This is a genomic window from Streptomyces sp. NBC_00887, from assembly GCF_045207585.1.
Genome location: NZ_CP108788.1, coordinates 5,205,650 through 5,224,389, shown reverse-complemented (window position 1 = coordinate 5,224,389; position 18,740 = coordinate 5,205,650). Strand labels below are relative to the sequence as shown.

The window sequence follows — 18,740 nt, the reverse complement described above, 5'->3', positions numbered from 1 at the left end:
TTTCTTCTGGGCGGGAGCTCCCCGCGTGCCGGTACAACGGCTGATATCTCAAGACTGCTGCGCCGAGGGGATCCGCACCATGAGGACGGTCTCCGTATCCGGCCGGGGGTTTTCCCCACCCCACCACCCACGGAACACCGTCAGACGGTCTTCGGCGCGGCGTGCGCACGGTCGCGCCACGGCAGCTCCGCGGTGACCGTGGTGGGCCCGCCCTCCGGAGAGTCCAGCACGAACAGCCCGTCGACCGCACCCAGCCGCTCCGCCAGCCCGGACATGCCCGTGCCGCCGTCCAGCCGGGCGCCGCCGACCCCGTCGTCCGTCACCTGGATCAGCAGCCGCTCCTGCGCGCGCCACACTTCGACAGAGACCGACCGGGCGCGGCTGTGCTTGCTGACGTTCTGGAGGAGTTCGGACACCGTGAAGTACGCGATGCCCTCGATGGCCTCCGCGGGCCGGCCGGGCAGTTCCACGGACACGTTGACGGGGACGGTGCAGCGGGAGGCGATGGAGGAGAGGGCGGCGTCCAGGCCGCGGTCGGTGAGGACGGCGGGGTGGATGCCGCGGGCGAGGTCGCGGAGTTCCTGGAGGGCGACCTTCACTTCGCCGTGGGCTTCGTCGACCATGCGGGCGGCTGCTTCGGGGTCGGCGGTCAGTTTCTCCTTGGCGAGGCCGAGGTCCATGGCGAGGGCGACGAGGCGTGCCTGGGCGCCGTCGTGGAGGTCCCGTTCGATGCGGCGCAGGTCCGCGGCTGCCGTGTCCACGACCACCCCGCGGTCCGACTCCAGCTCGGCGATCCGGGCCTCCAACTCGTCGGAGGGGGAGAGCAGACCCCGCGCCATCGCCCGGTCCGCGTTCGTCAGCCCCCGCGCGATGAAGGGGAGCACCGGCCACAGTACGAAGAGGCCCACCAGCGTCACGGCGAACGTCGCCACACCCCACGGCAGCCGCATGAACGAGAACAACAACGCCCGCCAGCCCACCGGATCCCTCAGCCCCGACCACAGCCAGGAGAAGAATCCCCGGTCGCGGCGGCTGCGCGGCATCGGGCTCGGCTCGTCGATCCGCACCCCGAGCATCCCCCTCGCACGGGCCCGCTCCGCCTTGCCGAGCCCACGCGCGCCCTGCAGCCCGAGGGCGAGCAACGGCAGACCGACCACGGTGACGGAGAGCCCCACGCCCACGCCGATCAGGAGCACGGTGTAGACGAATCCGGCAATTGCCATCGGAAGGTTGGCCAGGAGAAACGCGATCTCCTTCCACGTCTGCCGGTCGAAAGCGAAGCGCGCGGGCGGCGGCCGGTCGTTGTCCGGCAGGGAGGGGCTCATGGTCATGGACCCAGCCTGCCGGGCGGAACCCGCGCACGCCATGGGGTTCGTGGGTGGGGCGAAGTAGGGATAACCCCACCACTTGTCCGACGCGGCTGCTTACCCTCTCTTTAACAGGGCCTAGACTCCCGTGCGTACAGACGTCGGACATGCTGAGGGAGCGAGGGGCGGACGTGGCGGACGTGCCGGGACCGACCGTTCTCGCGTCGGACTACTTCCAGAGCTACTCAGTGGTCGGACTGCTCGCCCTGGTCGGCGTGCTGTTCGTCGCCGTCGCCTTCGGGGCCGGCCGACTGCTCAGGCCCGTGGTCCCGACGCCGGAGAAACTGCTCACCTACGAGTGCGGCGTGGACCCCGTGGGGGAGGGTTGGGCCCATACCCAGGTCCGCTACTACGTCTACGCCTTCCTGTACGTGATCTTCGCCGTCGACTCGATCTTCCTGTTCCCGTGGGCAACGGTGTTCGCGGCACCCGGATACGGTGCGACGACGCTGGTGGAAATGTTCATCTTCCTCGGTTTCCTGGCCGTAGGACTGCTCTACGCATGGAAGAAGGGCGTCCTCGAATGGGCGTGACGAGCCGGCCGAACCCGGAACCTCCCGTTCCGCTGCCCGATCCGACGCTGCTGCCCGAGCCGAAGAGGCTCGGCGTGCTGGCCCGGCTCGCGCCCGAACCGATGAAGGTGGTCCTCAACTGGGGCCGCCGCTACAGCCTCTGGGTCTTCAACTTCGGACTCGCCTGCTGCGCCATCGAGTTCATCGCCGCCTCCATGGCGCGCCACGACTTCATCCGGCTCGGCGTGATCCCGTTCGCCCCCGGCCCGCGGCAGGCCGACCTCATGATCGTGTCCGGCACCGTGACGGACAAGATGGCCCCGGCGGTGAAGCGGCTCTACGAGCAGATGCCCGAACCGAAGTACGTCATCTCCTTCGGCGCCTGCTCCAACTGCGGCGGTCCGTACTGGGATTCGTACTCCGTGACGAAGGGCGTCGACCAGATCATCCCCGTCGACGTGTACGTACCCGGCTGCCCGCCCCGCCCCGAAGCCCTGCTGCAGGGCATTCTCAAGCTCCAGGAGAAGATCGCCCGGGAGTCGCTCGCCGAGCGGTACGCCACCGAGGACACCGCCCGCCCCTCGACCGCCGCGCTGCGCAGCGGTCTCGTCGCCGCCCCGAAGGCACCGGGGGAGGAGCAGAAGTGACCGCCGCGGACACGTACGACCGGCTGCCGGATGCCGTCGCCGACATCTTCGGCGAGGACGCCACGGCTGCGTACGCGTACGACCTGCTGACCGTCGACGTTCCCGCCTCCTCCTGGATCGCCGCCCTCGAAACGGCCCGCGACGAGCTGGGCTGCGGCTACTTCGACTGGCTGAGCGCGGTCGACGAGCCGGGCACAGGTTTCCTCGTCTGCGCCCACGTGGCCGCTCCGGGCAGCGGCCGGGTCCGGCGCCTGTTGGTGCGTACGACGGTCCCGCGCGAGGCGCCCGCACTGCCCACCGCGATCGACGTGTACGCGGGTGCTGCCTGGCACGAGCGCGAGACGCACGAGATGTTCGGCGTCCGGTTCGAGGACCACCCGCACCTGGTTCCGCTCCTGCTGCCCGAGGGCTTCGAAGGCCACCCGCTGCGCAAGGACTTCGTCCTGGCCGCCCGGGTCGCCAAGGCCTGGCCGGGCGCGAAGGAGCCGGGCGAGTCCGAACACGGCGGGCCCAAGCGGCGCACCATGCTGCCGCCGGGCGTCCCCGACCCCAACGAGTGGGGCCCGCTCAAGGGCCAGCTCCCGCCCGCCCCGGCCCGTCCGGCCAGGGGCGCCCGGGCGGCGGGCGACCGTCCTGTACGCCGGGCCCGTACCGCGAGCGAAGGCTCGGCGGAGCAGCGCCCCGCGGCGCCGGACGCCGCGGCGGGTGCCACCGCACCGGACGCCGCAGCGACCCCGCAGGCCGCGCCACCGCGTCGGAGTCGCAGTGTCTCCCAGGGCTCGGCAAGCCAGTCCGCGGAGCCTGCCGCCCCGACCACGGAGCCTTCGCGTCCGGCCACCGGGCTTTCGCGTCCGGCGGCCACGGAGGGGGAGGCCGCATCACCCTCCGACGCCGCGCAGGCCCCGGCGCCGGAGGCCACGGAGGCGGACGCGGCACCCGCACCGGCTGACGCGGCACCCGCACCGGCTGACGCCGGGCCCGCAGGCACCGAGCCGACGAGCACGCCTGCGCCCCGTGCGCCCCGCGCGCCCCGTGCTGTCCGCAGCACGGACGCACCCTGGCACCACGCACGCCCTGCCTTCGACGATGCCTCCTCAGGCGGCGCCCCCGACTCACCCGAGCCCGCCGGCCCCGCTCCGGAGGCCGCTCCGGACCGGGCCACGGCGGCCGGGACCATCGGGGCCGGGGCGACCGAGCCCGAGGCAGGGGTCACGGAGCCTGAGGCCGAAGCCGCCGAAGCCGCCGAAGCCGCCGAGCCCGAGCCGAGCCCCGAAGCCGAGCCCGAGCCCGACCCAGACCCCCGAACCGACCGTCCCGCCGGAGGCGATACCGCGTGAACGACGTACTCGACGTCGCCATCCGGCTCGTCATCGTCTTCGCCGTGTTCATGGTCGTCCCGCTCGTCGTGGGACAGGCCGAGCACAAGGTGATGGCCCACATGCAGGGCCGGCTCGGCCCGATGTACGCGGGCGGGTTCCACGGCTGGGCCCAGCTCGTCGCGGACGGCGTGAAGTTCGCGCAGAAGGAGGACGTGGTCCCGGCCGATGCCGACCGCCGCGTCTTCCAGCTCGCCCCCGCCATCGCCCTCCTGCCGTACCTCCTCGTGCTCGTCGCCATCCCGATCGGGCCCAGCGAGGGCGCGGTCGGCCAGGTCGTCGACGCGGGCATCTTCTTCGTGCTCGCCGTCATGGGCATCGGCGTGCTCGGCTCACTGATGGCGGGATGGGCCTCGGCCAACAAGTTCTCGCTCCTCGGCGGGCTCCGCACCGCGGCGCAGCTCCTCGCGTACGAACTGCCGATGCTGCTCGCCGCCGCCTCCGTGGCCATGGCGGCCGGCACCGTCTCGCTCCCCGGCATCCTGAACGCCTTCGAGTGGTGGTGGCTGCCCTGGCAGATCGTCGGGGCCCTGGTCTTCTTCGTGGCCGGGCTCGCCGAGCTCCAGCGTCCGCCGTTCGACATGCCGATCGCCGACTCCGAGATCATCTTCGGTGCGTACACCGAGTACACGGGCCTGCGCTTCGCCCTGTTCCTGCTCGCCGAGTACGCCGGAATCGTCGTCCTGTGCGGGCTGACCACCGTTCTCTTCCTCGGCGGCTGGCACGGTCCGCTCGGTGCCGACGGGCTCGGCTGGGTCTGGACCCTGCTCAAGGTGGCCGTCCTCGCCTTCGTCGTCATCTGGCTCCGCGTCACCTACCCCCGTCTGCGCGAGGACCAGCTGCAGAAGCTCGCCTGGACCACGCTCATCCCCCTCGCTCTCGCGCAGATCGCGCTCACCGGCATCGTGAAGGTGGCGATCAACTAGTGCCTCCGATCCCCGGCTCAGGCCTGGCCAAGGGTCTCGCCGTCACCCTGCGGACCATGACGAAGCGCACGGTCACCGCCCAGTACCCGGACGTCCAGCCGGAACTGCCGCCCCGTACCCGCGGCGTCATCGGGCTGTTCGAGGAGAACTGCACCGTCTGCATGCTCTGCGCCCGAGAGTGCCCCGACTGGTGCATCTACATCGACTCACACAAGGAGACCGTGCCTGCCGCCGCTCCCGGTGGCCGCGAGCGCAGCCGTAACGTCCTGGACCGGTTCGCCATCGACTTCGCCCTCTGCATGTACTGCGGTATCTGCATCGAGGTGTGTCCTTTCGACGCCCTCTTCTGGTCTCCGGAGTTCGAGTACGCCGAGACGGACATCCACGAACTCACCCACGAGCGCGACAAGCTCCGCGAATGGATGTGGACCGTGCCCGAGCCGCCCGCACTCGACCCGGGAGCCGAGGAGCCGAAGGAGATCGCGGCCGCCCGCAAGACGGCGGAGAAGCTCCAGGCGGCCCAGGAAGCGGAACAGGCCGTGGTCACGGACCGGGCTACGGAACGAGGCGCGGCACAGGACGCGGCGCAGGACGGCGAACAGGGGGGACAGGAGTGACCCTCGCAGCGGCCGCCGGTCACCCCGGCTTCCTCTCCCCGACCGGCGTCGAGATCGCCTTCCTCCTCGTAGGACTCGCCACTTTCGGCGCGGCACTCATCACCGTCACCACCAAGCAGCTCGTGCACGCCGCCCTCTGGCTCGTCGTGGCGCTCGGCGGTCTGGCCGTCGAGTACCTCCTGCTCACCGCCGAATTCATCGCCTGGGTGCAGGTGCTGATCTACGTCGGCTCCATCGTCGTCCTCCTCCTCTTCGGGCTGATGCTCACCCGGGCCCCCATCGGCCGCTCCCCGGATGCCGACTCGGGCAACCGCTGGGTCGCCCTGGGCGTGGCCGTGGCCTCGGCAGCGGCCCTCGTCTGGGTCGTCGTCGACGCCTTCCGTACGACCTGGATCGACCTGGACGGACCGGCCCAGGGCTCCACCAAGGCGACCGGCGAGTTCCTCTTCCGGCACTGGGTGCTGCCCTTCGAGGCGCTCTCCGTCCTGCTGCTCGCCGCCCTCGTCGGCGCGATCGTCCTGTCCCGCAAGGACCGAGAGGACAAGAGCTGATGCACCTCGCCTATCCCGCCGTGCTCGCCGTCCTCCTCTTCTGCACCGGGCTGTACGGAGTCCTCGCCCGCCGCAACGCGATCCTCCTTCTCATGTCCGTCGAGCTGATGCTCAACGCCGTCAACCTCAACCTGGTCGCCTTCGACGTCTGGCTCCGGGACGCGCTCCACGCCGGCCAGGCCCTCACCCTCTTCACCATCGCCATCGCCGCAGCCGAGATCGGCATCGGCCTGGCGATCGTCCTGGCCGTCTACCGCAACCGGGGCAGTTCGGACGTCGACCGCCTCCGCGACACCGCGGAGACCGACGAGGCCGAGACGCTCCCCGGCGACGAGGACACCGACGACGCCGCCCGCGGCACCGCACACCCGGCCACTGCTCCGGCAGGGAAGGCAAAGAAGGCAGAGGCCACCGCGTGACCACCACGACCCTCGCCGTCCTCGTCCCCCTCCTCCCGTTCCTGGGTGCTGCCGCCGGACTCCTCCTCGGCAGGACCGGCTACGCACGGCCCCTCGCCGTACTGCCCACGCTCGCCGCAGGCGTCATCGCCGTCGTCGTCGCCGTACGCCAGGGCGGCGGCCCGGCCGTCGTCGCCGCGACCGAACTCACCCCCACGGGCTCGGTCCCCATCGACCTCGCCCTGTACCTCGACGGCTTCGCCGTCCTCGTCGCCGTCCTCGTCGCACTCGTCGCCACCTGTGTGCAGATCTACTCGACGGCCTACCTGCGCGACGACGCCCGCTACCCCTCCTACGCGGCCCTCGTCTCCCTCTTCACCTCCGCGATGCTGCTCGTCGTCTACTCCGGCGACCTGATGGTGCTCCTGGTCGGCTGGGAGATCATGGGCATCTGCTCGTACTTCCTGGTCGGCCACTACTGGGAGACGCCCGAGGCCCGCGCCGCCTCCCTCAAGGCCTTCCTCGTCACCAAGCTCGGCGACGTCCCCTTCCTCATCGGCCTGTTCGCACTCGCCGCGGACACCGGCACCTTCCGCATCACCGGCATCCTCGGCGCCGTCGCCAACGGCGGACTCGACCACCCCACCCTCATCGCCCTGCTGCTCCTCGCGGGCGTCGCGGGCAAGTCCGCGCAGTTCCCGCTGCACACCTGGCTGCCCGACGCGATGGCCGGCCCCACCCCGGTCTCCGCGCTCATCCACGCCGCGACGATGGTCGCCGCCGGTATCTACTTCGTGGCCCGGCTCCTCCCCGTCTTCGCGGAATCCGGCGCAGCCCTCGTCGTCCTCGCCGTGATGGCCGCCGTCACGATGATCGGCTCCGGGCTCGCCGCCCTGGCCCAGGACGACATCAAACGCGTCCTCGCCTACTCGACCATCGGACAGCTCGGCTACATGTCCGGAGCCCTGGCCGTCGGCGACCGGGGTGCCGCCGTCTTCCACCTCATTTCGCACGGTGCGTTCAAAGCGGTCCTCTTCCTCGCCGCAGGCGTCGTCATCCACGCCGCGGGAACCAACTCACTGGCAGCCATGTCCCGCATGGGCGGCCTGACCAGGCGCATCCCCGACGCCTACTGGACGATGACCGTCGCCCTCCTCGCGCTCGCCGCCATTCCCCCGTTCGCCGGCTTCTTCTCCAAGGAAGCCGTACTCGTCGCCGCCGAGCACACCGCCTTCGGCGACCGTGACGTGGCGCCCGCGGTCGCAGGCTGGACGGTCCTCGTCGCCGGGCTCCTCGCCGCCGTCCTCACCGCCGCCTACGCCACCCGCCTGTGGCTCCTCACCTTCCGCGGGCGCGGCACCGAGGCCGCCGACCACGGCAAGCAGCCCGTAGCGATGACCTCCGTGCTCTGGGTCCTCGCCGTTCCCACGATCGCCTTCGGCCTCACCGTCGGCGCCATCGCCGACTGGTTCGACGGACACAGCCTCACCCCGTCCCTCACGACCGCCGTACTCTCCACCGGGGTCGGCCTCGTCGGCGGACTCGTCACGTACGGGGCCTGGCGCCACACCATGGCGATGGCCGACCGTCCCCCGGTCGGCGCGGTCGCCGCCCACCCCGACGCGGAACCCGCCCTGGTGGAGGTCGAGGCGATGACCTCCCACACCGCCGCCTACGGCACCATCGCGGACGCCCCCGACCCCTCGGACCCCGGCCGCCTCCTGCTCGGCCCGCTCCACCGGCACGCCGTCACCGGCTTCCACCTCGACGCCCTGTACACGAGGCTCTTCGTCCGCCCCGTCCAGGCAGCCGCCGGCCTCGTCCGCTTCCTGGACCGCGAGGTCGTCGACACCTACGTGCGCGCCTCGGGCAGCCTCGCCCGCGGCCTCGGCACCGTGGTCCGTCGCGCCCAGACCGGCAACGTGCAGACCTACCTCGGCGCGCTGCTCGCCGGATCCCTTGTCCTGGCGATCGCCGCCGTCGTCTTTGCCAACGTCAACGCCGGGGCGTGAACCGTGATCGATATCAGCGCATCCGTGATGCAGTTCCTTCTGGCGTTCATCGTCGTCGGCCCGCTCGTCGGTGCCGCCGCCGCGCTCCTGCCCGCCCCGCCCGGGCTCAAGGGCAGGAACCCCGACCAGGCAGTGCTCCGCCACGGCGTGACCGTGACCGGCGCCGTTCTCGTCGCCGCACTCGTCCTGGCCGCGGGCTTCGACCACGACCACCCGTCGAAGATGCAGGCCACCACCGACATCAGCTGGATCCCGGCACTCGACGTCCGGATCCACCTCGGCACCGACGGCATCTCGCTCCCCCTCCTCGTACTGACCGCGCTGCTGACCTTCCTCTGCGCGCTCTACAGCTACTTCAAGCTCCCCGCAGGCCCCTCCCCGAAGGCCTTCGTCGCACTCGTCCTGGTCCTCGAGTCCGGCACCCTCGCGACCTTCGCCGTCCTCGACCTGCTGCTGTTCTTCCTGGCCTTCGAGATGGTCCTCGTCCCGATGTACTTCCTCATCGCCCGCTGGGGCGGCGACCGGAAGCAGCCCGCCGCCTGGAAGTTCATCCTCTACACGCTGCTCGGCTCCGTGCTCATGCTGCTGGGGCTGCTCCTCATCGGACTGAAGAGCGGCACCTTCGACATGGTGGCACTCGCCACTGACAACGGCCGTGGTCTCACCGCGTCCGTGCAGGTCATCGCCGTACTCGCCATCGGTATCGGCCTCGCGGTGAAGACCCCGATGTGGCCGCTGCACAGCTGGCTCCCCGACGCCCACACCGCCGCGCCGACCGTCGGATCCGTCCTCCTCGCCGGCGTCATGCTGAAGATGGGAACGTACGGTTTCGTACGGATCCTGCTCCCCGTCACGCCCGACGGGATGCGGACCTTCGCGCCCTACCTCGCCGCGTTCGCCGTCGTCGGAATCATCTACGGATCCCTCGCCTGCCTCGCCCTCGCCCGCCCCGGCGCGAAGGGCGACCTCAAGCGCCTCATCGCCTACTCCTCCGTGGGCCACATGGGCTTCGTACTCCTCGGCATCGCGACGATGACCCCCACCGGCGTCAACGGCGCGCTCTTCGCCAACATCGCCCACGGCCTGATCACCGGACTGCTGTTCTTCCTCGTCGGCGCCGTCAAGGACCGGTACGGCACAGCGGACCTCGACACGCTCGCCGGGGCCACCGGAGCAGCTCTCTACGGCCGGGCCCCCCGCCTCGGCGGCCTTCTCGCCTTCGCCGCGATCGCCTCGCTGGGCCTCCCCGGCCTCGCCGGATTCTGGGGCGAGATGCTCACCCTCTTCGGCGCCTTCGACCCTGCCGAAGGCCTCAGCCGCCCCGCCTTCCTCACCTTCATGTCCATCGGCGCCTTCGGCACCCTGCTCACGGCCGCGTACATGCTCATCGTCGTACGCCGCGTCTGCATGGGCGGGACGCCCGAAACGGGCGGGGGCCGCGAGGAGCTCCGCCCGGTGGCCGATATCCAGAGCTACGAATTCGCCGCCTGGACCCCGCTCGCCGCCCTCACCGTCCTCGCCGGACTCTGGCCCGCCGTCCTCCTCGGCCTCACCGACCCGGCCGTGCAGAAGCTCCTCGCAGGAGGCAAGTCGTGACCGTGGCAGCCGACAGCGCAACCGGGGCGGCAAGCCTCGTCCAGTCCGTCGACTGGCTCGCGATCGCACCGCCCGTCATCGCCGCCGTGGTGGCCCTCGGCATCCTCGTCGCCGACCTCTTCGTCAGCGAACGACGCAAGCCGCTCCTCGGATACGGAGCCGTCGCCGGACTCGTCGCCGCGCTCGCCCTCCTCATCCCGCTCCGCGCCGGAGACCGCTCCACCTTCTGTCTCACCGGCCCCGCCCAGGCCTGCAGCTACACCGCCGACCACTTCGCCCTCGTCATCCAGGCCCTCGTACTCGGCGTAGCCCTGCTCACCGCGCTGCTCTCGATCGGTGACACCCGCAAACTGCCGGCAGGCGAGTTCTGGTTCCTTCTGCTGTCCTCCGCGGCGGGCGCCGCACTCCTGCCCGCGGCGCGCGACCTCGCCACCCTCGTCGTCGCCCTCGAAGTCGCCTCGCTCCCCGCCTTCGCCCTCGTCGGCATCAAGCGCGGCGACCGGCGCTCCTCCGAAGCCGCGCTGAAGTTCTTCCTCTCCTCCGTCGTCGCCACTGCCGTGATGCTCCTCGGCGTCAGCTTCGTCTACGCGACCACCGGCAGCCTGCACCTCACGGAGATCGCCGACCGCCTCGACGACGTACCCGGCCGGTTCGACACCCTCGCCGCGGCGGGCGTCGTCCTCACCCTCGTCGGTTTCGCCTTCAAGACGGCCGCCGCACCCTTCCACTTCTGGGTCCCCGACACCTACGTCGGAGCCCCCCTCCCGATCGCCGCGTACCTCTCGGTCGTCGGCAAGGCGGTCGGCTTCTCCGGACTCATCCTCGTCACCGTGATCGGCTTCCCGTCCTACGCCGACGTGTGGGGCCCCGCCCTCGCGGTGCTCGCCGCCCTCACCATGACCGTCGGCAACGTCGCCGCGCTCCGGCAGACCGCGACCCGCGCCCGCAGCGCAGTGCGCCTCCTCGCCTGGTCGTCCGTCGGCCAGGCCGGTTACCTGCTCGTCCCGATCGCCGCCGCCGCGTACTCCAGCGACGAACAGATCGGCTCCACCGTCGCGTACGCCCTCATGTACGCCGTCGTGAACCTCGGCGCATTCGCCGTCGCCGCTCTCGTCGCCCGTACCCACCCCGGCAACCGCCTCAGCGACTACCGCGGCCTGTACGCCACCCGTCCCCTTGCCGCGCTCGCCATGGGCTTCTTCCTGCTCTGTCTGGCCGGCCTGCCCCCGGGGATCATCGGCCTCTTCGCCAAGGTCACCGTCTTCTCCTCGGCCGTGGACGCCGGGCTGGGCTGGCTCGCCGTCGTCATGGCCGTCAACGTCGTGATCGCGCTCTACTACTACCTCCAGTGGACGGCGGCGCTCTTCCGCGCACCGGAGACCACACCCGGTGACGAGCCGGCCGCCACCCCCCGCACCCACCACGTCCCCGCCTCCCTCACCCTCGCGATCGCCCTCACCGCAGTGACCGGCATCGCCCTCTCGGGGGCACCCCAGCTCGTCCTCCGCTTCGCCGCGGTCAGCCTCTTCTGACCCTCGCAAGATCGGTTTGCCCGGGGAGCCCCGGGCAGGGCATGGTCTTGCCTGCGAACGCCACGAAAAGAGCAAAGAGGAGCCAAAGCGGTGCTGAACGGGTTCAAGGACTTCATCCTGCGCGGGAACGTCATCTCCATGGCCATCGGCCTCGCCGTCGGAGCCGCGTTCACCGCTGTGGTCACGGGCTTCAGCAACGCCTTCATCGTGCCGCTCATCGGGTTCTTCACCCGCGGAACCGGTGACTTCAGCAAGGCCACCTTCACCGTCGAAGGCGCGATCTTCCCCTACGGCCTCTTCATCAGTGCCGCCATCGCCTTCCTCATCACCGCCGCAGTCCTCTACTTCCTCGTCGTCGTCCCCATGGCCAAGGTCCAGAACCGCTTCACGGCCAAGGAAGAGGAAGCGAAGGCCGACATCAAGGCCGCCCTCCGCGACTGCCCCCGCTGCTTCACCGAGATCCCCGCCGTCGCCAGCCGCTGCGCCCACTGCACCAGCGACGTCGAGCCGGACTCCGAGGCACGCGCACTCGCCGGCCTCCCCGCACAGCGCTGACCCCCTCCGCCCTCCACAGGGCAAGGCAGCGGAAGCGCACCGGCGGCCCCACGGGCCGCCGAAACGCACCCCACCACCCGTACGGCCCAGGGGCGGATCCACCCGGATCCGCCCCTTCGGCCTTTGCCTGCGGCCCCACGCACAAGGGAACTAGCTCTCCTCGCCTCGCGTTGACCAGTACGGGAGGCTCCACTGGGGAGTGGAGCACCACCAGGCAAGGGTTCCCCTGCTGCACCACTTGGAGGGCGTACCGTGCACCGCCGGCACAACGGGCTGAAAACCGCCGTACTCCTCGGGGGCCTGTCCGCACTCATCATCGTCATCGGCAGCCTCTTCGGACGCATCGGCCTGATCGTGGCCCTCCTCGTCGCGCTCGCCACCAACGCATACGCGTACTGGAACAGCGACAAACTCGCCCTGCGCGCCATGCGTGCCCGGCCCGTCAGCGAGTTCGAAGCACCGCAGCTGTTCCGCACCGTCCGAGAGCTCTCGACCGCGGCCCGTCAGCCCATGCCCCGGCTCTACATCTCCCCGACGCAGGCACCCAACGCCTTCGCCACCGGCCGCAACCCGCGCAACGCCGCGGTCTGCTGCACCGAGGGCATCCTCCAGATCCTCGACGAACGCGAGCTGCGCGGCGTCCTCGGCCACGAGCTCAGCCACGTCTACAACCGCGACATCCTCATCTCGTCGGTCGCGGGCGCCCTCGCCTCCGTCGTCATGTTCCTGGTCAACTTCGCGTGGCTGATCCCCGTGGGCCGGTCCAACGACGACGAAGGACCCGGCATCGTCGGCATGCTCCTGATCATGATCCTCGGCCCGCTCGCCGCAAGCGTCATCCAGCTCGCCGTGAGCCGGTCCCGCGAATACGAAGCGGACGCCTCCGGAGCCCAGCTCACCGGCGACCCACTCGCCCTCGCCAGCGCCCTGCGCAAGCTCGACGCCGGCACCAAACAGCTTCCGCTGCCGCCCGAACCCAGGATCGAAACGGCGAGCCACATGATGATCGCGAACCCGTTCCGACCCGGCCAGGGCATGTCCAAGATGTTCTCCACCCACCCGCCCATGGCGGAACGCATCGCCCGACTCGAGCAGATGGCAGGTTACCGACCGTGAAAACAATCCTGAACGTCATATGGCTGATCCTGTGCGGCTTCTGGATGTTCCTCGGCTACATCGTCGCGGGACTCCTGCTCTGCATCACGATCATCGGCATCCCCTTCGGCGTGGCCGCGTTCCGCATCGGCGTCTACGCCCTCTGGCCCTTCGGCTACATGGTCGTCGACCGCCACGACGCCGGAGGCGGCTCGTTCATCGGGAACATCCTCTGGGTCATCCTGGCCGGCTGGTGGCTCGCACTCGGCCACATCTTCACCGGCCTCGCCCTGTGCATCACGATCATCGGCATCCCTCTGGGCATCGCGAACTTCAAGCTCATCCCGGTGTCCCTGATGCCCTTCGGCAAGGAGATCGTCCGCACCGACGAGCCCTTCACGGCGAGGTAGACCGGCGCCCCGCATCGCAACCGCACCCACCCGACATCCGTCCTGGCTTGTACGACGACGTGACGGGTAGGTTCGCGAACATGAGCATCATCAGTTGGATCATCCTCGGGCTCCTGGCCGGCGCCATAGCCAAGCTCCTGCTCCCCGGCCGGGACCCGGGCGGCATCATCGGCACCACCCTCATAGGAATCGTGGGGGCCTTCCTCGGCGGCTGGCTCTCCTCCCGCTTCCTCGACCGCCCCGTCAGCACGGACTTCTACGACACCGCGACCTGGATCGCCGCCATAGCCGGGTCTCTCGTGCTGCTCATCGCCTACCGGCTGCTGTTCGGCAACTCGCGCGACCGCCGCTGAGCTACGTCGCCGGCCGCTCGCCCAACCCGGTCTCGCGCAACGTCAGATTGAGCCGGCCGGCCCGCATCCCCGAGGCGGGACCGGCCGACCCCTCGAACACCCTCGGCACCCCGTGGAACGCGTAGCGCGACGGACCACCGAAGACGAACAGGTCGCCGGAGACCAGCTCCACATCCGTATAGGGACGCCCCCGGTCCTCCGTGTTCCCGAAACGGAACACACACGAATCGCCGAGACTCAGCGACACCACCGGAGCCTCGGACCGCTCCTCCCTGTCCTGATGCATCCCCATGGTCGCCGCGCCGTCATAGAAATTGACCAACGCCGCATCCGGCGCGTACGCCAGGGCCCGCCCGGCGTCCCCGTACGCCTCCGCCACGGCCGCCCGCCCCAACTCCACCAGCCACTGCGGGAATGCCGCGACCCGTGCCCCGTTCACGTCGTCCGCCGTACGCGCGTACCGGTACGGCTGCCAGTGCCACCCCAGGCACACCGTCCGCACCGACATCACGCCACCACCCGGCAGCACCGTGCGCCGCAACGGCACGGGCCCCCGCGCCCACTCCCGGCACGCTGCCACCAACTCCCGCTGCCGTGCCGGCGACAACCACCCCGGAACATGCACCGCCCCCGGAGCGACCTCCCTGCGCGGCCTCGGGAACAGTCCGTCCTGCGACGGCGGAACCCCGTCCGGAACCACCCGGCCCGCCGCCCTCAGCGCCCCACCGCCAGGGCACCCTCCAGCCCCAGCAGCTGTTCCTTGCGCTCCACACCGCCCGCATAGCCACGCAAGGCCCCGTCCGCACCGATCACCCGGTGGCACGGCCGCACGACCAGCAGCGGATTGCGCCCGATCGCCGTCCCGACTGCCCGCACCCCGGCCCCCGCGGACCCCACCTGCTCCGCGATCTGCCCGTACGACACCGTCATCCCGTACGGAATGGCGTCCAGGGCCTTCCACACCCGCCGCTGGAACTCCGTACCCGTACCGTCCGCGTACGGAATGTCGAACCGGGTCAGCCGCCCCTCGAAATAGGCCGCCAACTGCCCGGCGACACCGCCGAACAGCTCCGGCGCGTGCCGCCATCCGTCCTCCACGACAGCGGCACCCTTCTGGCCGGGCAGGGACAGCGATACGAGTGCCACACCGTCCGCCGAACCGGCCCCCTCCTCGCCGACCAGCAGCAGCTCACCCAGCGGGCTGCCGACCCTCGCGTACACCGTTGCCATGACTCGTCACACTCCCTGCCCGACGGACCGCACGAGCGGCCCGATCACATCCCGTACCTACGAGTCTGCGACCCGCGCCGCGCCACGACCGGCGGTATTCGGACATCACATACGACGGCGGGGCGACCCGTACCGACCCGGCACGACCCGCCCCGCCGATGAACTGCCGCACACAGCGGCGAACCGCCTACCGGTAATTGGCGAACTGCACCGCGAAGTCGAGGTCCTTGCCCTTGATCAGCGCCTGCACGGTCTGGAGGTCGTCCCGGCTCTTCGAGCTGACCCGCAGCTCGTCGCCCTGGACGAGCGCCTTGACGCCCTTCGGACCCTCGTCGCGGATGATCTTCGCCACCTTCTTGGCGTTCTCCTGGGAGATGCCTTCCTCGATGGTGGCGAAGATCTTGTACTCCTTGCCGGAGAGCTGAGGCTCTCCCGCGTCCAGCGACTTCAGCGAGATCCCGCGCTTGATCAGCTTGGACTGGAAGATGTCGAGGATCGCCTTGACCCGCTCCTCGCCGTTCGCCTCCATCAGGATCTTCTCGCCGGACCACGAGATCGAGGCACCCGTGCCCTTGAAGTCGTAACGCTGGGAGATCTCCTTGGCGGCCTGGTTGAGGGCGTTGTCGACCTCCTGCCGCTCGACCTTCGAGACGATGTCGAAACTGGAGTCGGCCATGACGTGTGGCTCCTTGCGTTCGTATGCGGTGGGTACGGCACAAAGCCTAGCCACCCCCGCACGCCGCGGGCACTGATCAATCAGGTGGCGGAGCACCCCTGGTCATCGGGTATCGTTTACGTCGTAGCCAAGGAGCCCCGAGACGGGCTCCGACGCGTCGTTCCAGGCGGTGTGCCCGAGTGGCCAAAGGGAGCAGACTGTAAATCTGCCGGCTCAGCCTACCCAGGTTCGAACCCTGGCGCCGCCACAGGACGGGAAACCCCGTCCGACCTGCTTAAACAACAGGTCGGGCGGGGTTTCTGCATGGGTACGAATGGGACCGCTGAGCGTGCCGATCGACCCCCATGTTTCCCAGCTGCCCCCCGGCAAGACCGGCGTCACCCCGGCTCGTTCCACTCCCGCAGCGCCGCGTCGATCCGGTCCTTGGCCCGCTCCTGCCTCTGTGCGAGCACCTTCGCGTAGACGCGGAAGAGGACGGCGATGGTGTGGGCGGCCCGGCGCGCGCACTCCAGCAGCCCGCCGCGGCCCGTGCGGAACAGCCGGCCGTCCGGGGCAACGCCGTACGAAGTGCGGCGAAATCGGCACGGGCCGGGAGTCGCCCTTTTCCCGGGTCCCGTATTCGGGGCTCGAGGAACAACCCGAAATCCGCTCCCCCTGTCAGTGCGGCACGACAGCATGAGCCCGGGGCCGTCGAAACCGGCCCCGGGCTCATGACGAGAGGTAAGCATGTCCACCCCCGACGCCGCCGAAGGGCTCGCCTGTTCCGCCGAGGCATACGCCGCAGTCGAGAAGGCGGCGGAGTCCCAAGGCTCCCTGTACGTGCCCATCGTCCTGGCGGAAACGGCCGAGTTGCTGACCGACCTGTGGGCCGCCGGCGCGCGCCGCGGCGTTGCCCCGGCCGACTGGGCATCGGTGATCGATCTGGCGGTCGTCGCGCGCAACGTCGTCACCAAGAAGTACGGGCGGTTCTCGGATCCCGAGGGCACCATGGCGAAAGCCGTCTCCCTGCAGGGCCACCTGATCACCGCCCTGGAGGAGGTCGGGCTCACCGCCCGGATCAGCGGCCCCGTCATCGTCGACCGCGGCCCTGACACCCCGCGCGGAGGCTTCCACGGCGACGCCGACATCGAGGTCCACATCTACGTCGATGGCGGATGGGCCTTCGCCTTCGCCGAGTACGGCGCGCCCGTCGCGCCGATCGTCGCCCCGGCCTCCGAGGCCGGAGCCTCCCAGGTCGCCGACATCATCCGGGCCTTCGTGCGCGGCGAACTCGGCGACCTCTTCCGCCACTGAGCCCACCGACTGCCCAGCCCGGGCAGTCGCCGCCCGCGGTCGCTCTCAACAGCCCGGGACGCCGCGAACGGGCGGCGCCGGTTCCGCCCCAGGGGCGCTCTGCGGCATCTCGAACCGGCGACCGCTTCATCGTCGGTGACCTCGCAGGGGCCCTCAGTCCGTGAGGAAGGATCCCTCGCGACACGTGCGGCAGATGAAGATGTAGCCCAGCTGACCGCCGAGGTTCATCGCCGTCTCCGCGGACATCCCCTCCTCCAGGTGTGCCGCGAACTCCATCGTGCCGGTGCAGGAGGGGCACACGGGCAGTCGGTCGTCCTCGAGGTAGGAGGGGCTGCCTCCGAGCGACCCGAGCACTTCGCGCTGCTTCCCGAATCGCTCTTCGGGTTCCCACTTCCATCCCGAGCGTGCAAGGTCGTACGCGTCAGGCTCGATCCCCTCGTCGTCGTCGGCCTCCTCGGGGTCGATCGTCACGACATGAGTGCGGATGGCCGAGGTGGCGGGCAGCAGCGTCACACCCGCCTCGGGCACGGCCACTGGTAGCAGTTCCTCCCGGGGAAACAGATAGACCCGGCTCGCGCTGGAGGTCGCCTCCCAGAATGCGCACGCGCCAGGGTCGTTCTGGCACACGAACACCGACAGGACAGCGCCCTCGACGGGGAGATGGGCGAAGAACTGCAGCGGCCCTCCGCAGCCGCACACGGGCCAGGCGAATCCGGCCGGAGCCAGCGGCACGCCCCCGGTACGCGGGACGTCGGAATCGGCCGGTGCGGGGCCGTCGTAGATCATCAGCGCTGACTGCATGGCGAGAGGCTACTGGCAGCCTGTGACAGGTCGGTGGGAGAGGGCGCCCTCGCGCGGGACATATGGAGCCCCAGCCTTGTGGGGCCATGCGGCCAGTCCCGGCTCCACCATCACTGCGACCGGCCGCGCAGCCGCGTACTGACGACAGTTGAACAGGCGAGCTCTCCTGGCAGAGAAGCGCGAGTTCACCAAGTCCGTGCTGACGCGTTCCATGCTGAATCACTGGGTGATCGCCAACCGCGCGCCCCGCTCCACCAGGGCGGAACACTCCGGACAGTCGGAGATGACCGGGTGTACGCAGTGCACCAGGTGGGCCAGGAACCGGTCAGCCAGTTCGAGGTTCGCGATGTGTTCGGCGATCCGGGTGCGCTTGGCGTTGATCAGGCCGATGCGGTCGACCCGTTCCCCCGCAACAAGTTCACCGATCTCGGCGAGTGACAGCCCGGCCCGCTGGCTGATCTGGATGAGGCGGGCCTGGCCGATGGTCTGGTCGTCGTAGACGCGATGCCCGGAGGGCAGTCGGCGCGGGGTGAGCAGTCCGATGTCCTCCCAGTGTCGGAGGACATGGGTGGCCACCCCGAGCAGGGCAGCCGCCCCGCCGATCTTCCAATCCACTGCGGACATCCCACTCCTTTACTTCAGGTCGGCCTGAAGTTATACCGTCCCGTCATCGAACGCACCACCCGATCGCGAGAGGGACAACGTTGCTGTGTCTGACACTGTGAGATCACTGACGGCGGCCGCATGCTGTGGCGCGGTCGCAAGCCTGGCAACGGGCCTTGTCCGTCCCCGA

The 18,740-nt window shown here is 70.1% G+C and carries 21 protein-coding genes and 1 tRNA gene; 16 read left to right on the top strand and 6 right to left on the bottom strand.

Annotated elements, in window-relative coordinates:
* Window positions 1–140: 140 nt before the first annotated feature.
* Window positions 141–1,331 (bottom strand): sensor histidine kinase, encoded by a 1,191-nt coding sequence (locus OG844_RS23785; RefSeq protein ID WP_406392907.1) that lies wholly within the window; start codon window positions 1,329–1,331, stop codon window positions 141–143.
* Window positions 1,332–1,474: 143 nt separating this feature from the next.
* On the opposite strand from OG844_RS23785, the gene OG844_RS23780 reads away from it, so the two are divergent.
* From OG844_RS23780 to OG844_RS23715, 14 genes are all read left to right on the top strand, one after another.
* Window positions 1,475–1,900 (top strand): NADH-quinone oxidoreductase subunit A, encoded by a 426-nt coding sequence (locus tag OG844_RS23780; RefSeq protein ID WP_351175787.1) that lies wholly within the window; start codon window positions 1,475–1,477, stop codon window positions 1,898–1,900.
* A complete protein-coding gene (locus OG844_RS23775) occupies window positions 1,891–2,526 on the top strand; it encodes an NADH-quinone oxidoreductase subunit B (RefSeq protein ID WP_406392905.1) in 636 nt (211 codons plus the stop codon). The genes OG844_RS23780 and OG844_RS23775 overlap by 10 nt, the downstream gene beginning before the upstream one ends.
* Window positions 2,523–3,863, top strand: a complete 1,341-nt coding sequence (locus OG844_RS23770) for an NADH-quinone oxidoreductase subunit C (RefSeq protein WP_406392904.1) — start codon at window positions 2,523–2,525, stop codon at window positions 3,861–3,863. The genes OG844_RS23775 and OG844_RS23770 overlap by 4 nt, the downstream gene beginning before the upstream one ends.
* Window positions 3,860–4,828, top strand: coding sequence for an NADH-quinone oxidoreductase subunit H (locus OG844_RS23765; RefSeq protein WP_406392902.1), 969 nt, complete (start codon window positions 3,860–3,862; stop codon window positions 4,826–4,828). The genes OG844_RS23770 and OG844_RS23765 overlap by 4 nt, the downstream gene beginning before the upstream one ends.
* Window positions 4,828–5,445 (top strand): NuoI/complex I 23 kDa subunit family protein, encoded by a 618-nt coding sequence (locus OG844_RS23760; protein ID WP_406392901.1) that lies wholly within the window; start codon window positions 4,828–4,830, stop codon window positions 5,443–5,445. Before OG844_RS23765 ends, OG844_RS23760 begins: the two co-directional genes overlap by 1 nt.
* On the top strand, window positions 5,442–5,996 hold the full coding sequence (locus tag OG844_RS23755; protein ID WP_406392899.1) for an NADH-quinone oxidoreductase subunit J: 555 nt from the start codon (window positions 5,442–5,444) through the stop codon (window positions 5,994–5,996). The genes OG844_RS23760 and OG844_RS23755 overlap by 4 nt, the downstream gene beginning before the upstream one ends.
* Window positions 5,996–6,415 (top strand): NADH-quinone oxidoreductase subunit NuoK, encoded by a 420-nt coding sequence (nuoK, locus tag OG844_RS23750; RefSeq protein WP_406392898.1) that lies wholly within the window; start codon window positions 5,996–5,998, stop codon window positions 6,413–6,415. The genes OG844_RS23755 and nuoK overlap by 1 nt, the downstream gene beginning before the upstream one ends.
* A complete protein-coding gene (locus tag OG844_RS23745) occupies window positions 6,412–8,406 on the top strand; it encodes an NADH-quinone oxidoreductase subunit L (protein WP_406392896.1) in 1,995 nt (664 codons plus the stop codon). Before nuoK ends, OG844_RS23745 begins: the two co-directional genes overlap by 4 nt.
* 27 nt (window positions 8,407–8,433) lie before the next feature.
* Entirely contained in the window at window positions 8,434–10,002 is a 1,569-nt protein-coding gene (locus OG844_RS23740) for an NADH-quinone oxidoreductase subunit M (protein WP_406396229.1), read from the top strand.
* Window positions 9,999–11,534 (top strand): NADH-quinone oxidoreductase subunit N, encoded by a 1,536-nt coding sequence (locus OG844_RS23735; RefSeq protein WP_406392895.1) that lies wholly within the window; start codon window positions 9,999–10,001, stop codon window positions 11,532–11,534. Before OG844_RS23740 ends, OG844_RS23735 begins: the two co-directional genes overlap by 4 nt.
* A 90-nt stretch (window positions 11,535–11,624) precedes the next feature.
* Window positions 11,625–12,089 (top strand): large conductance mechanosensitive channel protein MscL, encoded by a 465-nt coding sequence (mscL, locus tag OG844_RS23730; protein WP_406392893.1) that lies wholly within the window; start codon window positions 11,625–11,627, stop codon window positions 12,087–12,089.
* Between the two features lie 252 nt (window positions 12,090–12,341).
* Window positions 12,342–13,205, top strand: a complete 864-nt coding sequence (htpX, locus tag OG844_RS23725; RefSeq protein WP_406392892.1) for a zinc metalloprotease HtpX — start codon at window positions 12,342–12,344, stop codon at window positions 13,203–13,205.
* Entirely contained in the window at window positions 13,202–13,594 is a 393-nt protein-coding gene (locus OG844_RS23720; RefSeq protein WP_406392890.1) for a YccF domain-containing protein, read from the top strand. The genes htpX and OG844_RS23720 overlap by 4 nt, the downstream gene beginning before the upstream one ends.
* Window positions 13,595–13,674: 80 nt before the next feature.
* A complete protein-coding gene (locus OG844_RS23715; RefSeq protein WP_406392888.1) occupies window positions 13,675–13,947 on the top strand; it encodes a GlsB/YeaQ/YmgE family stress response membrane protein in 273 nt (90 codons plus the stop codon).
* Window position 13,948: 1 nt separating this feature from the next.
* On the opposite strand, the gene OG844_RS23710 is transcribed toward OG844_RS23715, so the two are convergent.
* The 3 genes from OG844_RS23710 to OG844_RS23700 all read right to left on the bottom strand — a co-directional run bounded on the left by OG844_RS23710 (window position 13,949) and on the right by OG844_RS23700 (window position 15,853).
* Window positions 13,949–14,647 (bottom strand): alpha-ketoglutarate-dependent dioxygenase AlkB family protein, encoded by a 699-nt coding sequence (locus OG844_RS23710; protein ID WP_406392886.1) that lies wholly within the window; start codon window positions 14,645–14,647, stop codon window positions 13,949–13,951.
* A gap of 14 nt (window positions 14,648–14,661) precedes the next feature.
* Window positions 14,662–15,177 (bottom strand): methylated-DNA--[protein]-cysteine S-methyltransferase, encoded by a 516-nt coding sequence (locus OG844_RS23705; protein WP_406392884.1) that lies wholly within the window; start codon window positions 15,175–15,177, stop codon window positions 14,662–14,664.
* Between the two features lie 187 nt (window positions 15,178–15,364).
* The gene (locus OG844_RS23700) at window positions 15,365–15,853 is read right to left on the bottom strand and encodes a YajQ family cyclic di-GMP-binding protein (protein WP_056796691.1); all 489 of its coding nucleotides are present in this window, start codon (window positions 15,851–15,853) and stop codon (window positions 15,365–15,367) included.
* Window positions 15,854–16,018: 165 nt separating this feature from the next.
* Between OG844_RS23700 and OG844_RS23695 the strand changes: the two genes are divergently transcribed.
* Together OG844_RS23695 and OG844_RS23690 are read left to right on the top strand one after the other, a co-directional pair.
* Window positions 16,019–16,100 (top strand) — tRNA-Tyr (locus OG844_RS23695).
* A 479-nt stretch (window positions 16,101–16,579) separates the two neighbouring features.
* Entirely contained in the window at window positions 16,580–17,146 is a 567-nt protein-coding gene (locus tag OG844_RS23690; RefSeq protein WP_406392883.1) for a hypothetical protein, read from the top strand.
* Window positions 17,147–17,299: 153 nt separating this feature from the next.
* Here OG844_RS23690 and OG844_RS23685 read toward each other — a convergent pair whose 3' ends face one another.
* A complete protein-coding gene (locus OG844_RS23685; protein ID WP_406392882.1) occupies window positions 17,300–17,947 on the bottom strand; it encodes a hypothetical protein in 648 nt (215 codons plus the stop codon).
* 219 nt (window positions 17,948–18,166) lie between these two features.
* A complete protein-coding gene (locus OG844_RS23680; protein ID WP_406392880.1) occupies window positions 18,167–18,571 on the bottom strand; it encodes a MerR family transcriptional regulator in 405 nt (134 codons plus the stop codon).
* Window positions 18,572–18,740 lie beyond the last annotated feature (169 nt).

What these genes read in the sequence shown, in the direction of transcription:
- OG844_RS23785 (WP_406392907.1), bottom strand. Translation starts at nt 1,331, where the DNA reads ATGACCATGAGCCCCTCCCTGCCGGACAACGACCGGCCGCCGCCCGCG.
- OG844_RS23780 (WP_351175787.1), top strand. Translation starts at nt 1,475, where the DNA reads ATGCTGAGGGAGCGAGGGGCGGACGTGGCGGACGTGCCGGGACCGACC.
- OG844_RS23775 (WP_406392905.1), top strand. Translation starts at nt 1,891, where the DNA reads ATGGGCGTGACGAGCCGGCCGAACCCGGAACCTCCCGTTCCGCTGCCC.
- nuoK (WP_406392898.1), top strand. Translation starts at nt 5,996, where the DNA reads ATGCACCTCGCCTATCCCGCCGTGCTCGCCGTCCTCCTCTTCTGCACC.
- OG844_RS23740 (WP_406396229.1), top strand. Translation starts at nt 8,434, where the DNA reads ATGCAGTTCCTTCTGGCGTTCATCGTCGTCGGCCCGCTCGTCGGTGCC.
- OG844_RS23715 (WP_406392888.1), top strand. Translation starts at nt 13,675, where the DNA reads ATGAGCATCATCAGTTGGATCATCCTCGGGCTCCTGGCCGGCGCCATA.
- OG844_RS23705 (WP_406392884.1), bottom strand. Translation starts at nt 15,177, where the DNA reads ATGGCAACGGTGTACGCGAGGGTCGGCAGCCCGCTGGGTGAGCTGCTG.
- OG844_RS23700 (WP_056796691.1), bottom strand. Translation starts at nt 15,853, where the DNA reads ATGGCCGACTCCAGTTTCGACATCGTCTCGAAGGTCGAGCGGCAGGAG.
- OG844_RS23690 (WP_406392883.1), top strand. Translation starts at nt 16,580, where the DNA reads ATGTCCACCCCCGACGCCGCCGAAGGGCTCGCCTGTTCCGCCGAGGCA.
- OG844_RS23685 (WP_406392882.1), bottom strand. Translation starts at nt 17,947, where the DNA reads ATGCAGTCAGCGCTGATGATCTACGACGGCCCCGCACCGGCCGATTCC.
- OG844_RS23680 (WP_406392880.1), bottom strand. Translation starts at nt 18,571, where the DNA reads ATGTCCGCAGTGGATTGGAAGATCGGCGGGGCGGCTGCCCTGCTCGGG.